Origin of the sequence: Myxococcus faecalis (assembly GCF_050039385.1) — a bacterium.
In the GTDB taxonomy this organism is placed as follows: Bacteria; Myxococcota; Myxococcia; order Myxococcales; family Myxococcaceae; genus Myxococcus; species Myxococcus fulvus.
On the sequence record NZ_CP144336.1, the window covers coordinates 8,364,382 to 8,388,405 of the forward strand.

21 protein-coding genes are annotated in these 24,024 nt (G+C 70.1%); 12 read left to right on the forward strand and 9 right to left on the reverse strand.

The features are described from left to right. The first annotated feature begins 414 nt into the window (after positions 1 to 414). The 3 genes from VZQ01_RS33835 to VZQ01_RS33845 all read left to right on the forward strand — a co-directional run bounded on the left by VZQ01_RS33835 (position 415) and on the right by VZQ01_RS33845 (position 2,923). Positions 415 to 948 (forward strand): SMI1/KNR4 family protein, encoded by a 534-nt coding sequence (locus VZQ01_RS33835; RefSeq protein WP_408889801.1) that lies wholly within the window; start codon positions 415 to 417, stop codon positions 946 to 948. 50 nt (positions 949 to 998) lie between these two features. Beyond that, the gene (locus VZQ01_RS33840) at positions 999 to 1,391 is read left to right on the forward strand and encodes a hypothetical protein (RefSeq protein ID WP_426745693.1); all 393 of its coding nucleotides are present in this window, start codon (positions 999 to 1,001) and stop codon (positions 1,389 to 1,391) included. 110 nt (positions 1,392 to 1,501) lie between these two features. Further along, the gene (locus tag VZQ01_RS33845; protein ID WP_426745694.1) at positions 1,502 to 2,923 is read left to right on the forward strand and encodes a hypothetical protein; all 1,422 of its coding nucleotides are present in this window, start codon (positions 1,502 to 1,504) and stop codon (positions 2,921 to 2,923) included. 3 nt (positions 2,924 to 2,926) lie between these two features. Here VZQ01_RS33845 and VZQ01_RS33850 read toward each other — a convergent pair whose 3' ends face one another. Both VZQ01_RS33850 and VZQ01_RS33855 read right to left on the reverse strand, forming a co-directional pair. Then, positions 2,927 to 5,671 carry a YncE family protein gene (locus tag VZQ01_RS33850; RefSeq protein ID WP_426745695.1) on the reverse strand — a complete coding sequence of 915 codons (2,745 nt, stop codon included), beginning with the start codon at positions 5,669 to 5,671 and terminating at the stop codon, positions 2,927 to 2,929. A 156-nt stretch (positions 5,672 to 5,827) separates the two neighbouring features. Continuing rightward, positions 5,828 to 7,570, reverse strand: coding sequence for a SulP family inorganic anion transporter (locus VZQ01_RS33855; protein WP_426745696.1), 1,743 nt, complete (start codon positions 7,568 to 7,570; stop codon positions 5,828 to 5,830). A gap of 233 nt (positions 7,571 to 7,803) precedes the next feature. Between VZQ01_RS33855 and VZQ01_RS33860 the strand changes: the two genes are divergently transcribed. From VZQ01_RS33860 to VZQ01_RS33890, 7 genes are all read left to right on the forward strand, one after another. Next, positions 7,804 to 9,312, forward strand: coding sequence for a HAMP domain-containing sensor histidine kinase (locus VZQ01_RS33860; protein WP_223745687.1), 1,509 nt, complete (start codon positions 7,804 to 7,806; stop codon positions 9,310 to 9,312). After that, on the forward strand, positions 9,309 to 10,730 hold the full coding sequence (locus VZQ01_RS33865; protein WP_426745698.1) for a sigma-54-dependent transcriptional regulator: 1,422 nt from the start codon (positions 9,309 to 9,311) through the stop codon (positions 10,728 to 10,730). Before VZQ01_RS33860 ends, VZQ01_RS33865 begins: the two co-directional genes overlap by 4 nt. Positions 10,731 to 10,804: 74 nt before the next feature. Then, positions 10,805 to 11,200, forward strand: a complete 396-nt coding sequence (locus VZQ01_RS33870) for a hypothetical protein (protein WP_223745689.1) — start codon at positions 10,805 to 10,807, stop codon at positions 11,198 to 11,200. 99 nt (positions 11,201 to 11,299) lie between these two features. After that, positions 11,300 to 11,464, forward strand: coding sequence for a 50S ribosomal protein L33 (rpmG, locus tag VZQ01_RS33875; protein ID WP_046714983.1), 165 nt, complete (start codon positions 11,300 to 11,302; stop codon positions 11,462 to 11,464). Next, the gene (gene zigA / locus VZQ01_RS33880) at positions 11,461 to 12,705 is read left to right on the forward strand and encodes a zinc metallochaperone GTPase ZigA (RefSeq protein WP_223745690.1); all 1,245 of its coding nucleotides are present in this window, start codon (positions 11,461 to 11,463) and stop codon (positions 12,703 to 12,705) included. Before rpmG ends, zigA begins: the two co-directional genes overlap by 4 nt. Then, the gene (locus VZQ01_RS33885; protein ID WP_223784090.1) at positions 12,705 to 13,355 is read left to right on the forward strand and encodes a DUF1826 domain-containing protein; all 651 of its coding nucleotides are present in this window, start codon (positions 12,705 to 12,707) and stop codon (positions 13,353 to 13,355) included. Before zigA ends, VZQ01_RS33885 begins: the two co-directional genes overlap by 1 nt. Positions 13,356 to 13,447: 92 nt before the next feature. Then, positions 13,448 to 14,233 carry an endonuclease/exonuclease/phosphatase family protein gene (locus tag VZQ01_RS33890; protein ID WP_426745699.1) on the forward strand — a complete coding sequence of 262 codons (786 nt, stop codon included), beginning with the start codon at positions 13,448 to 13,450 and terminating at the stop codon, positions 14,231 to 14,233. A 22-nt stretch (positions 14,234 to 14,255) separates the two neighbouring features. On the opposite strand, the gene VZQ01_RS33895 is transcribed toward VZQ01_RS33890, so the two are convergent. Further along, positions 14,256 to 14,576 (reverse strand): FHA domain-containing protein, encoded by a 321-nt coding sequence (locus VZQ01_RS33895; RefSeq protein ID WP_223745693.1) that lies wholly within the window; start codon positions 14,574 to 14,576, stop codon positions 14,256 to 14,258. A gap of 185 nt (positions 14,577 to 14,761) precedes the next feature. Between VZQ01_RS33895 and VZQ01_RS33900 the strand changes: the two genes are divergently transcribed. Further along, positions 14,762 to 16,348 (forward strand): DOMON domain-containing protein, encoded by a 1,587-nt coding sequence (locus tag VZQ01_RS33900; protein ID WP_426745700.1) that lies wholly within the window; start codon positions 14,762 to 14,764, stop codon positions 16,346 to 16,348. Positions 16,349 to 16,362: 14 nt separating this feature from the next. On the opposite strand, the gene VZQ01_RS33905 is transcribed toward VZQ01_RS33900, so the two are convergent. Both VZQ01_RS33905 and VZQ01_RS33910 read right to left on the reverse strand, forming a co-directional pair. Then, positions 16,363 to 17,133, reverse strand: coding sequence for a DUF695 domain-containing protein (locus VZQ01_RS33905; RefSeq protein ID WP_223745695.1), 771 nt, complete (start codon positions 17,131 to 17,133; stop codon positions 16,363 to 16,365). Beyond that, positions 17,130 to 19,139, reverse strand: a complete 2,010-nt coding sequence (locus VZQ01_RS33910; protein ID WP_426745702.1) for an ABC transporter substrate-binding protein — start codon at positions 19,137 to 19,139, stop codon at positions 17,130 to 17,132. Before VZQ01_RS33910 ends, VZQ01_RS33905 begins: the two co-directional genes overlap by 4 nt. A 162-nt stretch (positions 19,140 to 19,301) precedes the next feature. Between VZQ01_RS33910 and VZQ01_RS33915 the strand changes: the two genes are divergently transcribed. Next, the gene (locus tag VZQ01_RS33915; RefSeq protein ID WP_223745697.1) at positions 19,302 to 20,132 is read left to right on the forward strand and encodes an NADase-type glycan-binding domain-containing protein; all 831 of its coding nucleotides are present in this window, start codon (positions 19,302 to 19,304) and stop codon (positions 20,130 to 20,132) included. A gap of 22 nt (positions 20,133 to 20,154) precedes the next feature. Here VZQ01_RS33915 and VZQ01_RS33920 read toward each other — a convergent pair whose 3' ends face one another. From VZQ01_RS33920 to prfA, 4 genes are all read right to left on the reverse strand, one after another. Then, entirely contained in the window at positions 20,155 to 20,544 is a 390-nt protein-coding gene (locus VZQ01_RS33920) for a zf-TFIIB domain-containing protein (protein ID WP_223745698.1), read from the reverse strand. 141 nt (positions 20,545 to 20,685) lie between these two features. Continuing rightward, positions 20,686 to 21,957 carry a UDP-N-acetylglucosamine 1-carboxyvinyltransferase gene (gene murA, locus VZQ01_RS33925; protein WP_223745699.1) on the reverse strand — a complete coding sequence of 424 codons (1,272 nt, stop codon included), beginning with the start codon at positions 21,955 to 21,957 and terminating at the stop codon, positions 20,686 to 20,688. A gap of 14 nt (positions 21,958 to 21,971) precedes the next feature. Beyond that, entirely contained in the window at positions 21,972 to 22,853 is an 882-nt protein-coding gene (gene prmC, locus VZQ01_RS33930) for a peptide chain release factor N(5)-glutamine methyltransferase (protein WP_223745700.1), read from the reverse strand. Further along, a complete protein-coding gene (prfA, locus tag VZQ01_RS33935) occupies positions 22,850 to 23,944 on the reverse strand; it encodes a peptide chain release factor 1 (protein WP_141329943.1) in 1,095 nt (364 codons plus the stop codon). The genes prmC and prfA overlap by 4 nt, the downstream gene beginning before the upstream one ends. Between the last annotated feature and the right edge of the window lie 80 nt (positions 23,945 to 24,024).

Genomic DNA, 24,024 nt, shown 5'->3' on the forward strand with positions numbered 1-24,024 from the left:
CAGAAGACCTGGCGCTGCTCCTCGCGGTCGAGGGGCTACCCGCCTTGCGTCAACTCGAACTGCGCAACCGCGTGTTCGGCGATGCGCAGTGCCGTGAGCTGGTCCACCTGTGGCACGCCCCCAACTGGAGGTGTTCGAGCTGACAGGTGCTGCTCTCTCGGACGAGGGTTCCCCTGCGTCATCGAGACCACTTCCCACGATTGCGGCGGCTCAGCTGTGGCCCCGGGGGGCTCTCCGATGCCCGGTGGACCGAGCTGCGAGGCGAGTACCCCGTCGATTCTTGAACTCCAATGGAGTGGGTGGCGGAGCGTCGAGTCGGCGGGCTGTGGGTGGCTTTACTCCGCATGACATGGCTGGAGGCGACGGCTAGCGTCCGCGCACCAGGCATCTTCCTGGCTCGTGGTCGGAGCAAGCATGTCGACGCAGTCGAATGAGAGCGCGGTGACGCAGGCGGTGGAGCGGCTGAAGTCCTTCGTGGAGACGAAGGAGGGCATGTCCGTGGAGTTCGCCGCGCCGGTGGACGCCGCGGCGGTGGCGGGTCTGGAGGCGAAGTACAAGCTGAAGCTGCCCCCCAGCTACGTGCGCTTCATCACCACGCTCGGCACCTTCAAGGTGGTGTACGGCGGGCAGGAGCTCATCGGGATGGAGGAGCCGGGACTGCTGCGCGCCGCCGCGCCGGACCCGTCGGACGCCGTGGATGGCGAGGACGCCGAGGTCGCGGAGGCCATCAACCAGGCCCTGTTCTTCCAGCGCCGCGATGACGACTCGGTGGAGAACTTCTGGTGCTTCAACCCGCGCGCCCGCTCCCCCGAAGGCGAGCTGGCCGTCGTCGCCTACAGCCATGACGAGGCCTTCAGCCTCTCCGACGGCGAAGAGGACTTCCGCGACTTCTCGACCCACATCGTCAAGGTCATCGACGACTTCATCGAGACCTACGCGGAGGCGTAGTCCTCGGTACCCGGCGCGGGCGGGGCTCCCCGCCGCGCCCTGGGGGGCCCATGAAGGTCTGCACCGCCATGCTTCGCTACCACCTGGGCCAGGTCACCCTGACCTGCTTCGTCGACCACAACGAAGTGCCGGAAGACCTCGGTGAACTCGACAGCGACATCGAGACCATAGGCCACGGGGCACAGGCCTCGGGAGACTTGCCCTGGCGGCTCCTGGGCTTGCGGCAGCTCCTCCATGACCCGCGGGCCGACCTCGCGTCCTACGGTGGCGGTGTGTTTCCCCTCGAGGACGGCGACATGCGGGGCATCATCATCATCCACGTGCTCAGCAGGCTCGATGCCCGCGGTGGATTCTCCTCCTCGCCCGATGTCCCCGTTCAGCGCGAGAGCATGGGCGGCGAACTCTGGCGGACGTACCGCGACCGCTGGGGCGCCTCGTCCTGAGGGACTGACTGCTCGGAATCCCACCGCGACGTGGTCTCGCGCTTTCGTGCCCACTTGAGGGGCACCCTCTCGCTCCCTACCTTCCGCCGCTGCGTTTGGAAGGAGCGGTCATGCGTGTCAGGAATGGTGGTGCCCTGGTGTGGTTGGCTTTGCTGGCCTCGGGCTGCGGGGGCCTCGCGATGGAATCCCATGCGGTGACGGCCCAGGCCTGTCCGCCAGGCGCCGCGTCGAGGACGCGGGTGGTCAATCCTCCGGGAGCATCCGTCAACACCCACCTGGAAGGACTCACCGACGTCCAGGGGATGCTCTACTTCGCGCTCGCCGCGCCTGGAGGTGGCACGGGATTGTGGCGCAGTGATGGCACCGAAGCCGGCACCGTGCAGGTGCGGAGCTTCCCCGCGGGCGTCTTCGCCGAGGGCACTCCGGCGGCGGTGGGCAACACGCTCTTCTTCCAGCTCGCCGACTCGGCGACGGGAATGGTCCACCTCTGGACCAGTGATGGGACGTCGACTGGAACCCGCTTCATCAAGGCCTTCACGCCGGACGTCAACGGCCCCGCGCTGCGCGCCGTGACGGCCCTCCATGGCCGACTGGTCTTCTTCCACCTGGGCGCCTCGGGAGGTCCGGCGCTGTGGAGCTCGGATGGGACGAGCGCGGGGACGGTGCTGCTCGCGAAACTCCCCGGTGTCCTCGGGCTCTACTTCGACCAGACCCTGCGCGTCGGAGATGCGCTGTTGTTCTTCCGCTCGCAGGGCGGCGCCACGACGCTGTGGCGCACGGATGGCACCCAGGCGGGGACCATGTCCCTCAAGCAGTTGGATGCGGGAACCGTGAGCATCCAGCAGGTGGGGCGGGCAGGGGACCGGGGCTTGTTCGTGCTCCGGGACGGGCCGAACGACGAGGTCTGGAAGACGAATGGCACGGCCGCGGGCACGCTGCGATTGGACACGTTCGGTCAACGCGTCCGTCTGGTGGGCGGGCTGGGCTCGAAGGTGTACGTGGCCCAGTCGGCGCGGCTCTACAGCCTCTCCCTGGGGGGCGGTGGCAGGACACTCGTCACCACCTTGCCGCGCGACAATCCCGACCAGCTCCCCGCGGTGCTGCGGACCGCGGCCTCCGGTGACTCGCTCTACTTCTCGGTCGGCCTCAACGGCCTGAGCCCCGTGCCCGACGACGTGCGGCTCTGGGTGACGAACGGCACGGCGACGGGGACTCGCGAGCTCTTCCGCTCGCTGCACCGCAATGACACGTCCTATTCCCCCGTGTTCGCCACGGGGACGGGGGCCGTCCTCTTCACCGGCTCGCCGGACGGCACGGCCAACAGGCCCTGGTTCACGCGAGGCACGACGGCGACGACGGGACAGCTCGCGAAGGTCACCGTCCCGGTGGTGCTCGGACTGGGGCCCGAGCCCTTCGTGCGCGCGGGCGGCCGCGTGTTCTTCCCCGCCACGGATGACACCGGCCTGGAGCAGCTCTGGTCCGTGCCGGCGTCGTTCTCGTGTCCTCCGGGAGTGGCGGCCGAGTCCCTGTGAGCGCTATCGGCTCAGCGGGTCATCGGGCCGGGTCCCCCGGTCCAGCTCATCGCGGTCGAAGACGCCGTCCAGGTCCCGGTCGATGCCGATGCGCACCTCCGAGCCCTTGGGCACCACCGTGAAGGTCAGCTCGTTGCCGGGCAGCGCCATCGTCTGGAGCTGCGCGGCGGTGACGGTCTCCGCCGCGCGGTCGGCCTGGAACAGACCCCCGCCCACATAGGTCGCGCCGCGCGCGATGCCGCCCTGGTTGCCCTTCGCCACCAGCCCCACCTTGCCGCTGTCGGCGAGGGCCTGGAACGAGGCCAGGGTGCCGGTTTGCGCGGGCGTGGGGCTCGCCGTGGTCAGCGTCACCTGCCTGCCCACCGCCGCGTGGGTGTCCTTGCTGTCCGGCCCGGGCGGCTCCGCGACCGTCGTCGTGGTGCCCTTGGGCAGGTCCGAGCCCGAGAACGCGAGCATGAACGCCACCATGTCCGCGACCTCCTGGTCGCTCTGGAGCGTGAACACCGGCTCGGTGATGAAGCGGGCAATCGAGTCCACGCTGCCGTCATGCGAGAAGCCGAAGCCCGCCAGGTTCGACGTCTGGGTGAACTCCATGCCCACCTTCTCGTAGAGGTTTCGCAGTTGTGAAATCTTCATCGTCACGTTGGTGAAGCCATCCACGGAGACGAGCCCCGTGTGACGCTCGCCGTTGGGGCCCGCGTTGACGGGCAGGAACTGGCTCCCGTTCCAGCGCACGTCCGCGCCCAGGCCCGTGGGCAGGGTGTGGCACGTCGAGCAGGCGAAGACGCCCGAGTCCAGCAGGCGCGGCGGCCGGTAGATGCGCAGACCGTTGACCGCGTTCCCGTTGGGCAGCGGCTGTCCCGCGGCGCCGAAGCGCCCCGTGGTGAAGTGCCCGGGCAAAGGCAGGCTCGTGGGCAGCGAGTTGTCGAGGTTCCGGAAGGGATTGGGCGGGAAGGTGAGCGTCGCGAGGAAGTCCTCGAACTGCTGCATCTCGATGACGGTGAGCTGGGTGTCGTCTCCCTGGAGGCTGGTGAAGGCGCCGTTGAACTCCTCGATGCCCGCGCGGTCTCCGCGCCAGTGTAAAGGCTCCTTGCCGATGAGGTCCTGGAGCGTCTGTGTCGTCATCGGACCCTTCATCGCGTGCCACGGCTGGAAGTTCGACGTGAGCCCGGGGATGCCCATGCCCAGGTTCTGCCCGGTGACGGCCTTCATCTCGCCGGCGGGGTCTCCCAAATCCCACGCGAGCCGGTCGAGCCGGCCGTCGATGTGGCATGACGCGCACGACACGTGTCCCAGGCCCGAGCCCGTGTGCGTGTCGTAGAGGTGCCTGCGGCCGACCTTGATGGCGCCGGGGGAGGGGTCGAAGAACGGCACCCGCGCGACCTCGGTGTTCGAGGTGGTGTCCACCAGGGAGATGCTCGCGGCGAACTTGTTGAGCACGTAGAGCCGCGTCCCGGAGAGCACCACGCCCGTGGGGCCCTCGCCCACCGTCACCTGGGTGATTCTTCCGCCCGCGTCGTCCATGACGGCGACGTTGTTGGAGCCCATGCCGGTGATGTAGACGCGGCTGCCGTCCACGTTCCAGGCGAGCCCTCGCGGGTCTCCCAGCGCGAGCCGCCGCGTCGCCAGGGGCACCGTGCCCGTGGTGTACGTCAGGTGCGGATTGAGGTCGAAGCGGGAGACGACGGAGGGATTGGTCGGGTCGAACGCGGCGGCGAGCACGCGCAGGAAGCGGCCCTTGAGGTTGGGCTCGAAGCGGACCTCGTTCACCGCGTCCGTGCCCACCACGACGACGTGGCCGCCCGGGTGGACCGCCAGCGCCATGTTCAGGTTCATCGCCCCGCTGGCGTACGTGACGGCCAGCGTGGACGCGTTGATGATGGCCACGTCCCGGTCCGGCAGATCCCAGCCCGGGCGACGTCCGGACGCGGACGCGTTGCTTCCCGAGACGACGCTCGTCCAGTCACGGCTGTTGTCGTCCATCCACTGGCCGCTGGCGTTCTTCTTCACGATGAGCGCCACGGGAGGAGGCGTGGGCGTGCCGCTGCGCCTGGGCGGGTTGAACGCGTTGCCGGCGTTGGGGGGCGGGTTGACGCCGCCGTAGGGGCCCAGCCCGCTGCTCACCACGTTGGGTGGGAAGCCGCCGCCGCCCATCGTGTTGCCACCGCCGAGCACCGTGCTGCGATTGCCGGACTCGAAGAAGGCGACGTAGACGTGGGTGCCCGCCGCGTTGGTGGCGAGCGCGCGAGGCTCTTCTCCTTGCAGCGCGAGCCGCGTGGGCGTGGCGAGGGGATTGGCGGGGTCCAGCACCAGCACGCGGTTCACCTGCGAGCAGGAGATGAACGCGCGCTGCGGCGAGCCCGCGAAGATGACGTCCGCGGGCTCGTCATCCGTGGGGAGGGTGGCCCTGACGTTGAGCGTGGTGAGGTCCACGATGCTGACGCTGTCGGAGACGTGGTTGACGACCCACGCCTCGGTGTTGCTCCGGGCGCGCACGGACACGGGGTCCAGGCCCACCGGGATGGAGGCCGTGAGCACCGGCGCCCCGCCCGTCACGGAGAACACCATGAGCCGGTTGTCCGCCGTGTTCACCGCGAGCAGGCGCGTGCCGTCCGGCGTCAGCTCCAGCGGGTGGACGTGGGGGTGCTCCCAGTTCACGAAGGTGCTCGGTGACTGGGCCCGCGCAGCGCCCGCCACCAGCACCACGCACAGCAACAACGAGAGCCGCACCTCTCGGACACAGGGCATGGAGCCTCCCGCGCGACACCCTCGTTCGCGCGTGGGTGGAGAATTCAGCGATGACTGCTAAATCTGACTATCCGTAATTGGATGGGTCTTTAGCATGAACCGCTGACGCGCGCTGTGGGGAGGGGGCGCCACCTGGGGGGCAGGTGGCGACGTGGCTCAGGTGGGCTGCGGTGCCCCCGAGGTGTTCGTCACCTTCGCGGGGGCCTGCTGGGTGCTCTCCTGTTGGATGTGTTCCAGCACGTCCTCCATCGTCGCCATCATCGCGTGCGGACTGGTGTCCGACCACGTCCCGTCCGTCTCCATCATCTTGGCGACGCCGTTGCGCGCGCCCGCCACCAGCACCCGGCCCCTGCGGACGGCCAGCGCATCGGACAGCTCGCGCAGGGTGCGAAGCCCCGCCGCGTCCATGAACTTCACCTCGGAGAGGTCCAGCACCAGGAAGTCCGGCCAGGGCGGAGCCTGCAGCGCCGCGCTCACGTTGGCGCAGGAGCGCACATCCAGGTCGCCGCGCACGCGCAGCAGTTGCACCGGAGGCCGCGCGTAGGCGTCCTGCCCCTCGGCGCCGAGCGGGCGGAAGAGCGGGCGGCCATCGGGGCGCAGCAGCAGGCTGCGCACATGGGCCCTGGGCCGCGAGAAGAAGCCCCACGCCAGCGACAGCAGCACGCCCGCGACCAGGCCCGGCAGGAAGCCCACCGTGGCGATGAGCAGCGCGGTCGCAACGGACACCGCCCCCTTGCCCGCGTTCTGCCGCATCAGCGCGCGCAGCCCGCGCAAGTCCAACAGCCGCGTGGCGACGACGAGCAGGATGGCGGCGAGCGCGGCCATCGGAATCAGCGCGACCAACGAGCCGGCCAGGATGCAGGCGCCCAGCAGCATCACCGCGTGCAGCACGGAGGCGGCGCGCGTGCGGCCCCCCGCCTGGACGGACACGGACGAGCGGACGATGGCGCCCATCACCGGCATGCCGCCGAACATCGCCGATGTCGCGTTGGCGAAGCCCTGCGCCACCAGCTCCTGGTCTCCGTCCGTCCGGTGGTTCTCCAGCCCGGGCAGCTGGTCCAGCGCCCGCGCGGACAGGAGCGAGCCCAACGACGCCAGCACCGTCAGCGCCAGGATGTCCGGCAGGAGCGCCTGGAAGTCCAGCCCCGCGAAGGAGGGCATCACCGGCATGGGCAGGCCCGTGGGCAGCGCGCCGACGCGCGCCAGGCCCTCGGAGAGCACACCCAGGCTGGACGCCGCGGTGGCGACCACCAGCCCCACCAGCACCGCGGGAATGGAGCGGTGCAGCCTGGGCATGAGGAGCATGCAGGCCACCACCAGCATGCCCACCACCACGGAGGCGCCGTGCACGGACCAGGTGGACCAGTTGGAGGGGAGCACCAGCGCGCGCGCGGAGGACGGGCCCTGCGTCACCGCGCCGAGCAGCCGGGGAAGCTGACCGTCGAGCAGCAACAACCCGATGCCCGCGGTGAAGCCACGGGTGACCTCGGAGGGCATGAACTGCGCGAGCCTGCCCGCGCGGGACAGGCCGAGCACCACCTGGAGCGCGCCGCACGCGAGCGTGGCCACGATGACGCCCGCCACGCCGTGCTTCATGGAGATGAGCAGCACGGTGGGCACGAGCGCGGCCTCGGGGCCCGTCACCTGGAGCCGGCCTCCGCCGAGCATCGCCGCGACGACACCGGCGACGGCGCCGCTGATGAGGCCGACCTCGGGAGGTAGCCCCGAGGCCACCGCCAGCGCCAGATTCAAAGGAAGCGCGACACACGCCACTGTCAGTGCGGCGCTCGCGTCACCCGGGAGCGTCCGGCGTGACACCATCTGCTTCCAGTCCGTCCACAACCGCTTCGGACCTTCAGTCCATCCACGGGGCGTCTTGAGCGTAGGAGTCTCGACCATGATGCCCGGGCCATCTACATGGACCGTGCCGACGGCCTCTCCCCTCTGAATGCTGATTCAGCTGTCGGCCGAGGCCGACGCTTCGTCGTCACCTGTCGGCCGACACCTGTCTGTCGGAACCGACAGGAAGATTCACGAGGGAACACCCGCTCGAAATTGCTGCGCGACGCTCGTCAGCTCGGTAGTGAGACTTCCGGAACAAGCGCGCCCTCACATGCGTATGAATCGGCCTCATGCGACTCGCTCACCGACTGCTCATCTCCCACGCACTCATGACCGCCGCGCTGCTGGGCGCGGCTGCCTTCTCGGGGGTGGCCATCGTCCGGATGACGTCCCTGCTGACGGAGGTCCGTGAGGAGCAGCTCGGCGGAGTCATCAAGGAGGAGGCCGTCCATCAGGCCGCCTGGGCCGTGGAGGTGGCCGCCCGTCAGGGCCTGTTCGCTTGTGAGCACAGTCCCCAGGAGGTGCCCGCTGCCGCGGCGACGCTCGGGCAACGGCTCACCCACCTGGACGCCCTCCTGAAGCGTCACGGCGCCGCCACACAGCCGTTGCTCCTGCGCGCGGCCGAGGGCTTCAAGAACTACGCAAGCCACATCCTCCAGGGCGACACGTGCGAGCGGCTGCAGAACGCGGCGCTGCGCAACCAGCGCCTGCACCTGGCGGAGCAGCTCACCGACGCGTGGATCAACACCACGCTCGCGCTGCACTCGGCCATCCGTCAGCGCGAGATGCGGGCGCACGACATCGGCTCGTCCGCCATCGCGGTGGGGCTCATCCTGGGGGCCATGGCGGTGGTGGCGGCGTGGGCGGTGGCGCGGTGGGTGGCTCAAGGGGTGACGCGCCCGCTGGGGCAGTTGTCCGCGCTGGCGCACCGGGTGGGGGACGGCAACTTCGCGCCGCTGCCCGCGGTCTCCGGGCCCAGTGAGATTCGCGCGCTGTGGGCGGACCTGGACCGCATGCGGGGCCGGCTGTCGGAGCTCGACCAGCTCAAGGACGCCTTCGTCGCCTCCGCCTCTCATGACCTGCGCACGCCGCTGGCGCGGCTGCGCACGGCCATCGGTCTGTTGGCGGACGGCACCGCGGGCCCCTTGACGGCGCAGCAGCAGCGCGTGGTGGCGCTGGCGCAGGTGGCGTGCGAGCGCGAGATCCGGCTGGTCACCGCGCTGTTGGATTTGACCCGGGTCCAGGCGGGCAAGGCCGTGCGCCGGGACGAGGGGTGTCGGTTGGATGACGTCATCGCGCGCGCCGTCGAGGAGGTCAACGAGCTGGCGGAGGAACGCGGTACGAAGCTGGTGCTCCAGGCCGAGGGCACGACGCCTCCGGCCTCGCTGGATGCCGCGCTGGTGGAGCGCTCGTTGGTGAGCCTGATGACGAATGGTGTGCGCGTCTCCGCGCCCGGTCAGACTGTCTACGTCACCCGCACGCTCATGCCCCGGGGGCCGGATGGCCAGCCCGGGACGTGGGCGCGGATCGAGGTGCGGGATGAAGGCCCCGGCGTGCCCGACGACGTGCGCCCGCGGGTCTTCGAGCCCTTCTTCACCCGCGCGGTGGGCGCCGCCGCCGCGGATGGGTTGGGGTTGGGGTTGCCCCTGGCGCAGCGGATGATGCGGGCGCTGGGCGGTGATGTGCTGGTGCTGGAGAACGCGAACCCCGGCGCGCGGTTCGTGCTGGTGTTCCCGCTGGGGTTGGGAGCACCCGCCCCGGTGGCGACGGAAGCGATGTCCAAGAGGATGGAAGGATGAAGCACCCCCGCGGTGGACATGTGTTGGTGGTGGACGACGACGCGGAGCTGTGTGAGCTCATCTCGTTGAGACTGGAAGCGCGTGGGATGAAGGTCACCACCGCGCTCACGGCGGCCCGCGGGCTGGAGCTGCTCGAGCAGGAGGAGGTGGACGCCGTCGTGCTCGACCTCCGGCTGGAGGGGGCGGATGGGCTGGAGGTGATGGGACAGATGCGGGCCCGCTCGCCGGACCTGCCCGTCGTCATCCTCACCGCGCACGGCACCATCGAGACGGCCGTGGAGGCGATGCAGCGGGGCGCGTATGGCTTCCTCACCAAGCCCTTCCAGGACCACGAGCTGGTCCAGAAGCTGTTGCACGCGACGGAGCGCAGTGACTTGCGGCGGGAGCTGGCCGACCTGCGCCGCATCGTCGCGGGCACCACGCCCGAGCGGCTGCTGGGCACCAGCTCCGCCATCGCCGAGGTGAGGGACCGCATCGCGCGGGTGGCCCCGTCCGAGGCGACGGTGCTCATCCTGGGCGAGTCCGGCACGGGCAAGGAGCTGGCGGCGCGGCAGGTCCATGCGCTGTCGCGGCGCGCGAGCGGGCCGTTCGTCGCGGTCAACTGCGGGGCGCTGCCGCCGGAGCTTCTGGAGAGCGAGCTGTTCGGCCACGTGAAGGGCGCCTTCACCGGGGCCACGCAGACGCGCGAGGGGTTGTTCGGCGCGGCGCGCGGCGGGACGTTGTTCCTCGACGAGATTGGCGAGGCGGCGCTCCGGGTCCAGGTGAAGCTGCTGCGCGTGCTCCAGGAGCGGCGCTTCGCGAGGGTGGGCAGCACGGTGGAGGAGGAGGCCGACGTGCGCATCGTGGCGGCGACCAACCGCGACCTGCGTGAGGAGGTCGAGGCGAAGCGCTTCCGCGAGGACCTCTACTACCGGCTCGCGGTGCTCCCCATCGTGATGCCTCCGCTGCGCGAGCGGCTGGAGGACATCCCGATTCTCGCCACGCGGCACCTGGAGCAGGCCGCCGCGCGCAACGGGCTGCGGCTGCCCCAGCTGGCGCCGGAGGTGATGGACCTCTTGCGCTCGCACTCGTGGCCGGGAAACGTCCGCGAGCTGGTGAACGCCATGGAGGCGCTGGTGCTGCTGGCGCCCGAGGACGACATCCGCTTCGAGCACGTGGCGCGCATGTTCGACCCGCCGACGTCCTCCCGCGCGCCCGCGGACGCCGTGCGCGAGGAGGAGCAGGACTGGCTGAGCGCGGAAGGGGAGCTGCCCACGCTGCGCGAGGCGAGAGACCGCTTCGAGCGGCGCTACCTGTCCGAGGTGCTCCGCCGCTCGAAGGGCAACGTGGCCGCGGCCGCGCGCACCGCGAGCCGCAACCGGACGGACTTCTACGAGCTGTTGCGAAGGCACGGCCTGTCGCCCGCGGAGTTCAAGTAGCGCCGGGGACGGAGGGACGACGGGCTTGATTGGTTTTTGCAATCGAGTTACGTAAGCGTCCGATGCTCCGCCCCATGTCCCTTCCAGCGCGCGCCTGCGCGGCCACCCTCGCGGTGTTGTGGCTGACGTTGCCGCTGGTGGGGGTGCTCCATTCGGACGAGCACGCGCACCGCTACTGCGCCGAGCATCGGGCGTTCGAGGAGTTGGACGACGCGGGGCTCCTCGCGTCCGCCGTGCGACAGGGGCCCGGGGCCGAGGTCGCGCTCACGGATGGCGAGGAGGATGGAGATTCGCATGCGCGGTGTGCCCTGGCCTGGGCACAGGCGCGTCAGGCGGTGTTCCTGCCTGCTGGACTCCTGCTGACGGTCCCGTCGTCGCGGCCGCTCCTCACGCTCGAGGAGTCCGTGGGGAATGGCTCCGGAGTTCCGTTGCTGGCGCTCGCACCGAAGGGCTCTCCGCCCGGTCGCTGAGCCGTCGCACTCCGTCTCGTGTCGCGGGCCTGGGCCATGGCGCCCAGCGCCTCGTCGCGCGCGTTTCCTTCAATTCCTCTCTCTCTCAATGGATTCATCATGCCCAAGGGCAATCGGACCATCGTCCATCTCGTGTCGACCGCGAAGACCGGCTACTTCTACACGACGACGAAGAACAAGCGGAAGTCGCAGGACAAGCTCCAGCTCAAGAAGTACGACCCTCGCGTGCGCAAGCATGTGCTGTTCGTGGAGGGCAAGCCATGAGCGAGCCCGCCGTGAAGCGCCGCCTTCCCACCACCGTCCTCTCCGGTTTCCTCGGCGCGGGGAAGACGACCCTGCTCAATCACATCCTCAACAACCGTGAGGGTCTGCGCGTCGCCGTCATCGTCAATGACATGAGCGAGGTGAACATCGACGCGCGGCTCGTGCAGGGCGGCGCCTCGCTCAGCCGGGTGGACGAGAAGCTGGTGGAGCTGTCCAACGGCTGCATCTGCTGCACGCTCCGGGAGGACCTGCTCGAGGAGGTGGGGCGGCTGGCCCGTGAGGAGCGCTTCGACTACCTGCTCATCGAGTCCACCGGCATCTCCGAGCCGCTGCCGGTGGCGGAGACCTTCACCTTCGCCGACGAGTCCGGCCGCAGCCTGTCCGACGTGGCGAGGCTGGACACGCTGGTGACGGTGGTGGATGCGCTCAACTTCCTGCGCGACTGGGAGGGCTCGCAGGGGCTGGCCGAGTGTGGCCTCGCCATCGCCGACGAGGATGAGCGGACGGTGGTGGACCTGCTGGTGGAGCAGGTGGAGTTCGCGGACGTGCTGGTGCTGAACAAGACGGACCTGGTCTCCTCCTCCCAGTTGGAGGAGCTGGGCGAGATTCTGCGCAGGCTCAACCCGGAGGCGCGGCAGGTGCTGGCGGAGCGGGGCAGGGTGCCGCTCGCGGAGGTGCTCGATACCCGGCGCTTCGACTTCGAGCGCGCGAGTCGTGCTCCGGGGTGGCTCAAGGAGCTTCGCGGCGAGCACGTGCCGGAGTCCGAGACGTACGGCATCCGCAGCTTCGTCTTCCGCGGCCGCGTGCCGCTGCATCCCCAGCGCTTCTGGGACTTCATCCATGGGAGCTGGAAGGGCGTGCTGCGCAGCAAGGGGTTCTTCTGGCTCGCCACCCGGATGGACATCACGGGCGTGTGGGCCCAGGCCGGTGGCGCGTGCAGCTTCGAGCCCGCGGGCCTGTGGTGGGCCGCGGTGCCACGCGAGGAGTGGCCGGAGGAGCCCGAGGCCCAGGCGGAGCTCGAGCGCGAGATGACGGGGCCGTATGGGGACCGGCGTCAGGAGCTGGTCTTCATCACCCGGGATGCGGACCCAGAGGAGGTCCTGGGGCAACTCGAGGCGTGTCTCTTGACGCCCGCGGAGCTCGCGCTGGGCCCTTCCGGATGGTCTGCGCTGGAAGACCCCTTCCCGGCGTGGGAGGTGGTGCGCGACGAGGACGCGGCCGCCGAGGAGCGGAGCGCCTGATGGAGCCCGCCTCGCGGTGGGAGTCACGCGCTCCCGAGTCATGGTCCGCCTCGCACGTCCTCGTCTGGCAGCCCTCGGAGCTGACGGAAATCTATCGCGAGGGTCTCAACCTCTGCGTGTGGCGCCGGGGCCTGGGCTCCGAGCTCAGCCGGTGGTTGGGGACTGTCTGTGCCCGGCACACCCTCCACGTCGTCGAGCGCGTGGATGCAAGACGCCTGGACTTCCGAGGGACACTCGCGGAGCTGTCGGGGGTGGAGGAGCGCGAGGCCTGGTGTGAGGACCTGCGCCAGCTCTGCCAGGTGTACGCGGACCTCCTCGAGTGCCGGTGGCTGGGCGTGCGGCTCACTACGTTGGAGCGGGAGATGTGTCCGCGCTTCCACGTGGACCGGGTCGGCGTGCGGTTGCTCTGCACCTACGCGGGCCCCGCCACCGAGTGGCTGCAGAACGCGGACGCGCTGCGAGAGGGGCTGGGGCCGAAGGGCGAGGTGCTCCGCGCGGGCGGGCGCGTGCAGCGATTGGAGCGCTTCGACGTGGCGTTGTTGAAGGGAGAGTCGTGGCCCGGGAACGCGGGGAACGGTGTCGTCCACCGCTCCCCGGCGCTCGTGTCAGGGCAGCGGCGCATCATGCTCTCCATCGACGCCGTCGACTGAAAGGGCATGGCCTGCGATAACGGGCGGGCCCTGTCCTCCGAGGGGCGGGCACCTGCACCCGGCCCGAGGCGGGGGCGTCAAAGGAGTTGCCGATGGCGTGGGGACTTCGGGTGGCCTCGTACAACCTCCTCGCGGATTCCTACATCCGACCGGAGTGGTTTCCGAACACGCCCGCGCACCTCTTCGAGCCGCGAAGGCGACAGGAGGCCCTGGCCCGACGCATCCTGTCGCTGGACGCGGACATCGTCTGTCTCCAGGAGGTGGAGGCCTCCACCTTCGACGCGCTCCAGCGGTCCCTGTCCTCGCAGGGGTACTCCGGTGTGCTGGCGTTGAAGCAGCAAGGCAAGCCCGACGGTTGCGCGGTGTTCCATCGCGTGGAGCGCTACGTGGGGCACCGGGCCCACTACTTCAAGGACGTGCTGGAGGACGGGCGCGTCTCGGGGCACCTGGCGCTGGTCGTCGACTTCGCGGTGGGGCAGGACCGCTTGCGCGTGGCGTGTACGCACCTGCGATGGGACCGGCCCGACAGGCCGGTGGCGCTGCACCAGGGGATGCAGCAGGCCACGGAGCTGCTCGGGGAGGTCGTCCAGGCGGACCCAGGCGCGCTGTGGGTGGCTTGCGGTGACTTCAATGCGCGCCCCGGCGAGCCGCTGGTTCGCGCGTTCACCGAGGCGGGGCTGGAAGACGCCTTCCAGGGCCAGCACGCGCCCACGTGCAACGCGAATGGCGAGGCCAAGGCCATCGACTTCATCTTCCACTCACGGGGCCTGAGCGCCCGCCCCGTTGCTCCGCCGGTCATCGATGACCTGACGCCGCTGCCCTCGGAGCAGGAGCCCTCGGACCACCTACCCCTGGTCGCGACGCTGCGGCGGGCGTGAGGCAAGGCCAGTCCGTTCCGCGCTAGATGCTGATGATGAAGGGGCCGATCTGGAAGGGGCGATGGTCGACACGCAGCGTCTCCCCGCCGCGGTACGGGTCGCCTCGGGAGTTGTTGATCACCGCGTCCTCGTCGAGGAGCAGGACGAAGCGGTGGTAGCCGCCGGGATACCACCGGGCATGGTGTGCGCAGACCTCGGGTGACGCGAGCACGATGTCACAGTCCTCGGCGGAGCCGATGACGATGCCCGTCTCCCGGGAGCAGCGCGCTTCCAGGTTGTCGACGTGGCGTGTCTCCACCTGCCCGGTCCGGGTGTCTTCGATGTGCACGGCAATCTGGCTCATGTGAGGGATTGTAGAGGAACTCCTGGGAAGCCTTCAGTCAGGGGCGGAGCGCCCCGTGGCTGGCGGCCCTCTCCTTGTGGTCCTGGAGCCGCGTTCTCGACGCGCCATGTCGCGGGCCCGTGTGTCCCTCCAGTCGGAAGACGAGGCATGCCGTCTGCAAACCCATGGTGCATGAAGAGGAATCCATGAACGACCGAGTCCACCGCGCCGCATCCTCTCCGTCCCGGGCGCCCCGGATGCGACGGCACCCTGGCCGAGCCCTGGCGCTCGGGCTGTGGCTCGGGAGCACGACGGCCCTGGCCGCTCCCACCGAGCCTTGGTTCGACAGGGGTGCGGTCCTGGTCGAGACGCCCGAAGGTGGCGCGTACTACGGGTTGGATACGCAGAAGCGGATCGCCTGCGAAGGTCGCCTCTGTCTTTGGCGCGTGGTCCAGAGCATGGGGCCCTGCTTCTACGGACTCTGCACGAGCCAGCAGATGGTCATGTCGGACCGGGAGGGGAGATTCCTGGGGGCGGCACATGACCTCGACGCGTGGTCCCCGAGCACCCTGCGCTTCATCGACGCGGGGCATGTCGAGGTCGTCACCACGAGCAGGAATGAGCCCTTCAGCATCCCCGCCAATGCATTGGACCCGACCGCCGTATCCCGCCAGGTCCTGAAGGTCGCGCCGGATGGCTCGCGATTCATCGCGGCCCCCCTTCGAACGCCGAAGTGGACGAAGCCCGCGGCGCGGCGTGGGAAGGCGCCAGTCGACCCGAAACCTCCCAGGTCCCTGCCCGTGGATGACGCGCTCCTCGCTCGGGCTCGCGCCCTGTGCCGCGAGGACCTGCGCTTCAATCCCGTGGACCATGCCTGTCGGGACGGGACCTGTTTCCTGCTGCTCTCCGGCGTCGAGCCCTCGTCCGAGGCCGATACCGAGGACGCCTCCCCACCGGCGGAGGCCGGCCTCAAGGGACCTTTCTGTGGCCTACTGGTGAGGGGGGGCGACCTCCAGTCGCTCGGGTTCGACGAGGACGGGGTCGAGGTCCAGGTGTCATCCACCGCGTACGCCTTGTCGGGACCTGTCGGCGCCCGCGGCTCGATGGAGCACATGGAGACGCTCTCCCGCAGCCGGCCGGGCTACATGGTGTTCAGTGACACCGTGGGCGCGGTGGTCGACGGAATCAGGCCGTACCCCGTGCGGTCGGCGCAGTCCACGGAGGCCGCGCTCGCGTTGGCCCCCACGGCCCAGGCCTATACGTCCGCCCATATCACCTGGGGGCTCGCGGGTTGGAGGGACGCGGAGGACCTGGCTTTCGCCTGGCGGCTGGCGCGCGTGGGTGGGGCGCTCGCCCTCCACGTGGAGGTGCACGATGACAGGGTTGTTCCTCTGGGCACCGGTACCGGTGTGCACTCGGACCACGTGGAGTTCACCGTGCACCGGATGCGCACGCCTGGAGCGTTCTCCGAGCTCAAGCTGGGCCTCCTGCTCGCGGCGGGAGGAAAGGTCGAGGCGCGTGACTGGACGGGAGAGGCGAACACCCCCCTTCCCGCCATCCAGGGCACCTGGCGCAAGCGTCCTCGGGGATACGAGATGACGCTCACGCTCCCGCTGGCGGACCTCCTCGGCGCGGCGGAGCCGAATATCTCCCTCGGCGTCTCGCTCGCGGTCTCCGATGCGGACGCGCGAGGCAAGCAGGAGACGCTGATGAAGCACAGCGGAACCCTGATGTTCTGGACCGAGTACCCGCCGAGCATCGACGAGTACCGGCGCCACGGCGCCATGGAATGACGCGCGGGCGGGGGCTACTGCATCGTCGTCAGCACGCAGCCCCAGCCGTCGTAGTCACCCTCGTGGGCCTGGAGGACCTCCAGGATCTCCACCGTCACCTCGTCCGCGCGCCCCTCCGCCAGCGAGTCCTCTCGGGTGAAGGACACGGCCCACCGCGTATCGGGAGGCTCGGGCGCGCGCGGGGCGGAGACCTTGAACCCCTTCTTCGCGAGCTGCCCCCCGGCGCGGGTCGCCTGCTCCTCGCTGGAGAAGTGCGCCAGATGGTCCACCTCGCGCGCCACTTCACTCCGGTCTCCTTGCTTCGCCAGCAGGTCGAGCAGGCTCCGGTTCGACATCAGGTGGCGGTGGAGCTCCGGCGGATAGAGCCAGTCGAAGTACACGGCCCACTCCGGGTCCTCCTCGAGCTCCAGCTCCAGCGTGTAGTCACCCTGCACGGGGGTCACCACGCGCTGGACCTCGGACTGCGAGACGCCGCGCGGGCCGAAGAAGAACGCCTCCGTGAGGCCCTGCCCCACGCTGCGGCCCACGAAGAGGAACCCCAGCGCCCCGAGCGCCGGGACGAACGCGTCCTCCAAAGCGAAGAGGGCGTCCGACTCCTCACGCGAGCGCAGGCCGTCCGGCCGGGGCGACTTCATCGCCACGCGCACGGTGAGCCGGAGCGGATGGCTCGAAAGAGGCGCCTGGGACGCCGCCTCCATGTCCAGGAGGAACGACGTGGGGCCGTCCTCCAGCTCCATCAGATACGTATCGAAGTTCTCCTCCCAGGCCTTCACCGCGCTGCTCACTGCTCACCTTCCTCCACCGTGAGCTGGTACGAGTCCTGGAAGTTGGCCTCGCGGTTCTTCGCGTCGCGCACCTCGAAGATGTAGACGCCGGGCTCCGCGCTGAAGCGGATGCTCTCCGGCTGGTCGCCCTTGGCCCGGTCCGCCGTCTGCACCAGCGACAGCTTCCCGTCCGGCTGCACGCGGTGCAGGTACAGGCCCACGTCCACCTTGAGGATGCCCAACAGCGTCGCCTTCAGCGGCGTACGCACCGGACGGTCCGACAGGTCCAGGCGGTAGAAGTCCGTGTCCTTCACCGGGAACACCGTGCCGCGCACCGCCTTGCCGAGCGTCAGCTCCTGCGCGCGCTCCAGGTTGTTGTTCGGCTCGCGCTCCTCGCCGCCGTTGTCCGGCACCGTGGTGATGCTGATGCGGTAGGGCTGCTCCGCGTTCTCGAAGTCCTTCACCCACTTGCCCTCCACCTTGCGCGACGCGCCCTCCACCCGGAACCAGCACGAGCCACTGCACGCGACGTTGTTCAGGCGCTCGGGCTCCTTCAGCGCGCCGTCGTTGGCCCGCAGCAGCACCGTCTCCTGCTGACCGTCACCCTGGGGCGGCTCCACCATGGAGAGCACCAGGTCCAGCCGCTCCACGCCCGACAGCTCCACCTTCGCCAGCACCGGCTCCGTCGTGCGCAGCACGAAGTGGTCCACGTCGCCCTTGGGCGAGATGAAGCCCTCGCGGTAGCCGCCGGCCGTCAGCGGCGTCGCCTTGTACAGCTCGTCGTTGGGCTCCAGCTCCGCGTTCGCGCCGGCCTCCTCCTGCGTCACGGTGAGCGTGTACGGCGTGCCCGAGTTGAACGTGCGGCGCGCCTCCTTGCCCGTCCCCGTCCAGCCGCCCTTCACCACCACGTAGACCACCCGGTCCGTCGCCCGCACGCCGATGTTGCGCAGCGACAGCGCCTCGCCCTCCTTGCCTCGCAGCGAGAACAGCGGCGCCTCGGCCGCCGACAGCACGGAGAGCTCCGGCCGCACGCCCTCCACCGCGGACAGTTCGATCTTCAACGCCACCGAGGGAGGCTCGGGCGGCACGGCGATGCCCGCGTCCGTCGCCTGCGCCACCGCCGCGCCCTGGGGCCGAGGCGCCGCGGGGGGCTCTCCTCCGGCGAAGGTGCCCGAGGGGGCGGGCGGCGTGTCCAGCGGCGCCGCGCCTTCCTCCGGCGTGCCCGTGGCCGCGCCGCTCTCCGAGCCCGGAGCGGGGGAGGGCGCCTCACCCTGCGCGGCGGCCGCGCCCTGCGCCACGGCGCCCTGGAGCGCCTCGGCTCCCTGGGGCGCGGCGCCCTGCGTCGGCGTGGCCCCCTGCGCGTCGTCCGGCGCGGGGACGCCCTCGCCCGGCGGAGGCGTGGGGACGGCGGCCTCGGGCAGCTCCACCCGGTACCAGTCCTCGTCGCCCGCGTGGCCCAGGAACGCCGTCACCGTCTGCCCCAGCGGCAGGGGAATCGCGTCCACCGCGCGATCATTCGGCTCGTGCTCCTCGCCGTCGTTGGGCGCGCGCATCTTCACCGTCAACGTGTACGCCCCGCCCACGCCCTTGCGCGCGGGCGCCACGCGCACCCAGCGCTCCTTCTCCACGTAGAGGTTGGGGAAGCGCTCCGGCTTGCCGTCGCCCTCGCTGTTGATGGCGGCCAGGCGGTTCCTGTCCCGGTCATGGACCTCCAGGGTGATGTCCCCGCCGGGCAGGCCCGACACGGTGACGTCCACCACCCGGGGCGCGGAGGGCGCCAGCCGGTACCAGTCCTCGTCGGCCTTGTTGGGCTGCGCCGTCAGCTCCGCCGTCACCGTGCTGTCGCGGGTGATGTCGAGCGCCTGCTCGGGCCGCTCATTGGGCTCCTGCTCCGTGAGCGCCGCGGGCCCTGTCTCCACGGGCCCCGCGTCGGGCACCTCGGCCGGCTTGTCGTCCTTGCAGGCGACCAGCGTCGCGGCCAGCACACAGACCCACCCCCAGCGTCGCGTCACGTTCATTCTCCGCATCGTGCCGCATCACTTCCTCGCGGCGTCCGAGTGTCAAGCACCCCAACATCGCGGCGGGCGCTTTCATCCCCCCGGGCCGGGGATCCGCTGTCGCTGGATTCACCGCGAAGACTTCCAGCCAGGGACTGGAGCCGTCGACGCGGGGCGATCCAAGATGGCGCCATGAGCCGCCTCCCCCTCGCCCTGCTGCTGCTCTCGAGCGCCGCGCCCGCCGCGTCCACCGCCCCGCCGGGCTACGCCCAGGCCTCCGACTACCTGGAGCGCGAGCGCCAGCCGGAGCGCTACTCGCCCCTGCACCTGTTGGATGGACGCGACACGACGGCCTGGTGCGCCACGGGGACGCCGCCCGCCGCCGTCACCATCGGCTTCAAGGACGTGGTGACCATCGACGAGGTGCGCGTCTACACGGGCGACGGCACCGACAAGGCCGCGTACAAGGCCCACGCGCGGGCGAAGAAGCTCACCCTCACCACCGTGGACACGTCCAAGAGCCTCAAGGTGGAGGACAAGCGCGGGCTCCAGGTCGTCCCCATCAGCCCCGCCATGACGGGCAACCGCTTCACGCTGGAGGTTTCCGAGCGCTTCCCGGGCACGGCGGAGGACGGCCCCGTCTGCGTCACCGACCTCATCTTCTACTCGGGAGGCAAGGCGCTCAACGGCACGTGGCTTGCGCCCCGGCTGCGCTACGACGCGCGGCTGGCGCCCCTGTTGGGCACGTGGTTCAGCGGCCTGGAGGGCGCTCCGGACCGCTTCCTCTCGCTCTACGTGGACGGGACGTACCGCTTCGCGCACGAGCCGCTGGAGGGCGGCGAGCCCAGCGCCGTGACGGGCACGTATGCCCTGTCCGGTTCCCGACTCACGCTGGAGGTGCCCAAGCGCGGCAAGGTGACGCTGCGGCTGCAGAAGGGCGGCTCGGACGATGCGGGCGCCACCCTGGAGCCCGAGGGGGCCCTGGCCGAGGAGTGGGGCCGCGGTTTCCGCGGCCAGCCCTAGGTCCGTCCGGCGTGCCGCCCGTCTAGAGGGCGGCCACCTTCTTCTTGGCGCTGAAGCGGCGGAAGAAGTCGATGATCTCCTTCTCCGCGACCTTCACGTCGGTGGCGTCCTGGAATTCCGACTCCAGGAAGATGCCACCGCAGGACTCGCAGGTGTCGTAGTGGAGCGGGTGCTGGCGGTCGCCGCCGTCCACGCGGACGAGGTCGACATGGCACTCGGGGCACTGGCCGGTCAACGCCTCCGCGTCCACCTTGCCTCCCTGATGCTCCAGCCCTTGGAGGTTGTTGTGGAGCAGGACCCGGTTCAGGTCCGCGACGTCGATCCAGAGCCCGCCGCAGTCTCCACACTTTCGCAACGTCTGGTCATCCCCCTCGAGATCGGCCATCTCGACGTTGCAGCTGGGGCAATCCATGGGACGGTTCATTCTCCTGCAATGGGGGACGCACGTCCCCAGTGGTCCGAGAATGATAGGTCGCGCGAAATTTGGGATGCAACCCACGTTGCCGCTTCTGTTGGCAACGCGCCGTCTGGGGGTCGAAAGGCCCCGTGCTCCTCAGGCCTTCGCCTTGACCCGGCGGATGTCCGCGCCCAGGGCGCGCAGCTTGCGCTCCAGCCGCTCGTAGCCGCGGTCCAGGTGGTAGACGCGGCTGACGTCCGTGCGCCCCTCGGCGCGCAGGCCCGCCAGGATGAGCGAGGCGCTCGCCCGCAGGTCCGTGGCCATGACGGGCGCGCCGCTCAGGTGCTTGACGCCCTTCACCACCGCGGTGTGCCCCTGGATGGTGATGTCCGCGCCCAGACGGTGCAGCTCCGGCACGTGCATGAAGCGGTTCTCGAAGATGTTTTCGCTGATGACGGATGTCCCCTGGCTCACACACATGAGGGCCATGAGCTGGGCCTGCATGTCGGTGGGGAAGCCCGGGTGCTCGGTCGTCGTGATGTTGACGGAAGTCAGGGTGCGCGGGGCCTTGCAGCGGATGCCGCCGGCCTCGGCCGTGAGGGTGCACCCGGCCTCGCGCAGCTTGTCCATGACGGCGTCCAGGTGCTCGGGGACGGCGTGCTTCACCAGGACGTTGCCGCCGGAGATGGCCGCGGCGACGAGCAGGGTGCCCGCCTCGATGCGGTCCGGGAGGATGGCGTGCTCGACGGGCTTGAGGCCCTCCACGCCCTCCACGGTGATGACGGAGGTGCCGGCGCCTTCGATGCGCGCGCCCATCTTGTTGAGCACCCGCGCCAGCTCCTCGATTTCGGGCTCGCGCGCGCAGTTCTCCATGATGGTGCGGCCCTTGGCCAGCACGGCCGCCATCAGCACGTTCTCCGTGCCGGTGACGGTGATGACGTCGAAGTTGACGGTGCCGCCCTTGAGCTGCTTGGCGCGGGCCTCCACGTAGCCCTCCGTCAGGTGGATGTCCGCGCCCAGCGCCTTGAGGCCCTTGAGGTGCTGGTCGATGGGGCGCGCGCCGATGGCGCATCCGCCCGGCATGGACACCCGCGCCCGCCCGAAGCGCGCGACGAGCGGCCCCAGCACCAGCACGCTGGCGCGCATCGTCTTGACCAGGTCGTACGGCGCCTCCGGGGTGATGTGGCCGTTGACGCCCACCTCGCAGACGTCCTTCTTGCGCGCGGTGAGCCGCTCCGCGCCGCAGCCCATGGTGCGCAGCACCTTGAGCATGGTGGCGACGTCGGCCAGGTCCGGCACGTTGCGGAAGGTGGAGGTGCCGTCCGCCAGGAGCGCGGAGGCGAGGATGGGCAGCGCCGCGTTCTTCGCGCCCGAGACGACGACCTCGCCGTGCAGCTCCGCGCCGCCCTTCATCACGATCTTGTCCATGTTGCTTCCGGCCCTCAGCCCTGTGGCCCGCTGACCGCGGGCTGTGTCCCAAATGCCATGCGCTCCCGCCGCTCGAGGTCCTTCTCCACGCGCGCGTCCTCGTAACCGGCCGCGCGCAGGAGCTCCAGGACGGCGGGGCCCTGCGTCTCCCCCATCTCCAGTGCAAGCAGTCCGCCAGGCTCCAACCACTTCCGGGCCTCGCTGACCACGCGCTGGAGGGCGACCAGCCCGTCGGGCCCTCCGTCCAGCGCCAGCCGGGGCTCGCGCCGCACCTCGGCGGACAGCCCGGCAATCTCCTCCGACGCGATGTAGGGCGGGTTGGACACGACGACGTGGAAGCGGGCGTCGGCGGGCAGCGGGGAGAACAAGTCCCCCTGGAGCACCGTGACGCGCTCGGAGACCTTGAGCGCCTCCGCGTTCTCGCGCGCCAGCGCGCACGCGTCCGGCGACAGGTCCGTGGCCGTCACGGACAGCAGGGGCCGCTCGGCCGCGAGGCTGATGGCGATGCAGCCGGAGCCCGTGCACACGTCCAGCGCGCGCGCGGGCGCGTCCTTGGGCAGCTTGCGCAGGGCGGCCTCCACCAGGAGCTCCGTCTCCGGGCGGGGGATGAGCACGCGCGCGTCCACCTTGTAGGCGCGGTTGTAGAACTCGCGCGTCCCGGTGAGGTACTGCGTGGGCTCACCCGACAGGCGCCGGGCGATGAGCGCCTTGTAGGTGGCCAGCTCGTCCTTGGAGAGCGGGCGGTCCAGGTCCACGTACAGCCGCACGCGCCCGGTCTTCAGCACGTGCGACAGGAGGATTTCCGCGGTGAGTCGCGGCGCGTCCACCTGCCGCTTCTCGAAGTGCTGCGTCGTCCAGGTGAGGACCTTGCGGATGGTCCAGGTCTCGCTGCTCATGCTTCGGGCTGTGGCCTCGGACCGCCGCCCGTCTGCGCCTTGAGGGCCTCGGCCTGGTAGAAGGTCCGGCAGGCGGTGATGATGTCCTCGATGTCGCCCATCATCACGGCCGGCAGGTTGTGAACCGTCAGGCCGATGCGGTGGTCCGTCAGCCGGTCCTGCGGGAAGTTGTACGTGCGGATCTTCTCGCTGCGGTCGCCCGTGCCCACCTGCGAGCGGCGGGTGGAGTCGCGCTCGGAGCGGATGCGCTCCTGCTCGATTTCGTAGATCTTCGCGCGCAGCATGCGAAGGGCCATGTTGTAGTTCTTCAGCTGGCTCTTCTCCTGCTGGCACTTCACCACGATGCCCGTGGGCCGGTGCGTCAGGCGCACCGCGGAGTCCGTGGTGTTGACGCTCTGGCCGCCGGAGCCCGTGGAGCGCATGGCCTGCCGGTCGATGTCCGCCTCGTTGATCTTCACGTCCACCTCCTCGGCCTCGGGCATGACGGCCACCGTGATGGTGGAGGTGTGGATGCGGCCCTGCGTCTCGGTGGCCGGCACGCGCTGGACGCGGTGCACGCCGGACTCGTACTTGAGGCTGCTGAAGACGGCGTCGCCCGACAGCGTCACGGTGGCGTCCTTCACGCCGCCCGCGTTGCCGGGGCTCATGTCGATGATGTCCGACTTCCAGCCGCGCGTGTCCGCGTACCGGAGGTACATCTGCATGACCTCCTCGGCGAACAGCGCCGCCTCGTCGCCGCCCGCGCCCGCGCGAATCTCCAGGATGACGTTCTTGTCGTCATTGGGGTCCTTGGGCAAGAGCAGCACCTTGAGGCTGGCCTCGAGCGCGTCGCGCTGCTCCTTCAGTCCGGGCAGGGCCTCGCGCGCGTAGGTCTTCTCGTCGGCGCTGCCGGCGTCGAGCCAGGCTTCGACCTCCTTGAGGTCCGCGAGCACCTGGCGGTACGTCCGGAACGTCTCCACCAGCTTCTCCAGGCCCGCACGCTCCTTGGAGACCTTCTGGAGCCTCGCCGAATCGGCGAGCACGTCCGGGTTGGACAGGTCCGCGGTGAGGCGCTCGAACCGGCGCTCGACGTCTTCGAGTTTGTCAATCATCGTCGTTCCAGGGGGTATTGCCCCTTTGTCCGGCTGCTGGCAAGGGAGGACGGAGTCAAGAAATTCCTTGGCCGCTCGGG

Bases quoted from the DNA above. Each gene is read 5' to 3' on its own strand.
- VZQ01_RS33860 (WP_223745687.1), top strand. From the start codon at position 7,804: ATGCGACTCGCTCACCGACTGCTCATCTCCCACGCACTCATGACCGCC.
- VZQ01_RS33890 (WP_426745699.1), top strand. From the start codon at position 13,448: ATGGCGTGGGGACTTCGGGTGGCCTCGTACAACCTCCTCGCGGATTCC.
- prmC (WP_223745700.1), bottom strand. From the start codon at position 22,853: ATGAGCAGCGAGACCTGGACCATCCGCAAGGTCCTCACCTGGACGACG.
- zigA (WP_223745690.1), top strand. From the start codon at position 11,461: ATGAGCGAGCCCGCCGTGAAGCGCCGCCTTCCCACCACCGTCCTCTCC.
- murA (WP_223745699.1), bottom strand. From the start codon at position 21,957: ATGGACAAGATCGTGATGAAGGGCGGCGCGGAGCTGCACGGCGAGGTC.
- VZQ01_RS33885 (WP_223784090.1), top strand. From the start codon at position 12,705: ATGGAGCCCGCCTCGCGGTGGGAGTCACGCGCTCCCGAGTCATGGTCC.
- prfA (WP_141329943.1), bottom strand. From the start codon at position 23,944: ATGATTGACAAACTCGAAGACGTCGAGCGCCGGTTCGAGCGCCTCACC.
- VZQ01_RS33900 (WP_426745700.1), top strand. From the start codon at position 14,762: ATGAACGACCGAGTCCACCGCGCCGCATCCTCTCCGTCCCGGGCGCCC.
- VZQ01_RS33910 (WP_426745702.1), bottom strand. From the start codon at position 19,139: ATGCGGAGAATGAACGTGACGCGACGCTGGGGGTGGGTCTGTGTGCTG.
- VZQ01_RS33920 (WP_223745698.1), bottom strand. From the start codon at position 20,544: ATGGATTGCCCCAGCTGCAACGTCGAGATGGCCGATCTCGAGGGGGAT.
- VZQ01_RS33855 (WP_426745696.1), bottom strand. From the start codon at position 7,570: ATGGTCGAGACTCCTACGCTCAAGACGCCCCGTGGATGGACTGAAGGT.
- VZQ01_RS33845 (WP_426745694.1), top strand. From the start codon at position 1,502: ATGCGTGTCAGGAATGGTGGTGCCCTGGTGTGGTTGGCTTTGCTGGCC.
- VZQ01_RS33915 (WP_223745697.1), top strand. From the start codon at position 19,302: ATGAGCCGCCTCCCCCTCGCCCTGCTGCTGCTCTCGAGCGCCGCGCCC.
- VZQ01_RS33895 (WP_223745693.1), bottom strand. From the start codon at position 14,576: ATGAGCCAGATTGCCGTGCACATCGAAGACACCCGGACCGGGCAGGTG.
- VZQ01_RS33835 (WP_408889801.1), top strand. From the start codon at position 415: ATGTCGACGCAGTCGAATGAGAGCGCGGTGACGCAGGCGGTGGAGCGG.
- rpmG (WP_046714983.1), top strand. From the start codon at position 11,300: ATGCCCAAGGGCAATCGGACCATCGTCCATCTCGTGTCGACCGCGAAG.
- VZQ01_RS33840 (WP_426745693.1), top strand. From the start codon at position 999: ATGAAGGTCTGCACCGCCATGCTTCGCTACCACCTGGGCCAGGTCACC.
- VZQ01_RS33870 (WP_223745689.1), top strand. From the start codon at position 10,805: ATGTCCCTTCCAGCGCGCGCCTGCGCGGCCACCCTCGCGGTGTTGTGG.
- VZQ01_RS33865 (WP_426745698.1), top strand. From the start codon at position 9,309: ATGAAGCACCCCCGCGGTGGACATGTGTTGGTGGTGGACGACGACGCG.
- VZQ01_RS33850 (WP_426745695.1), bottom strand. From the start codon at position 5,671: ATGCCCTGTGTCCGAGAGGTGCGGCTCTCGTTGTTGCTGTGCGTGGTG.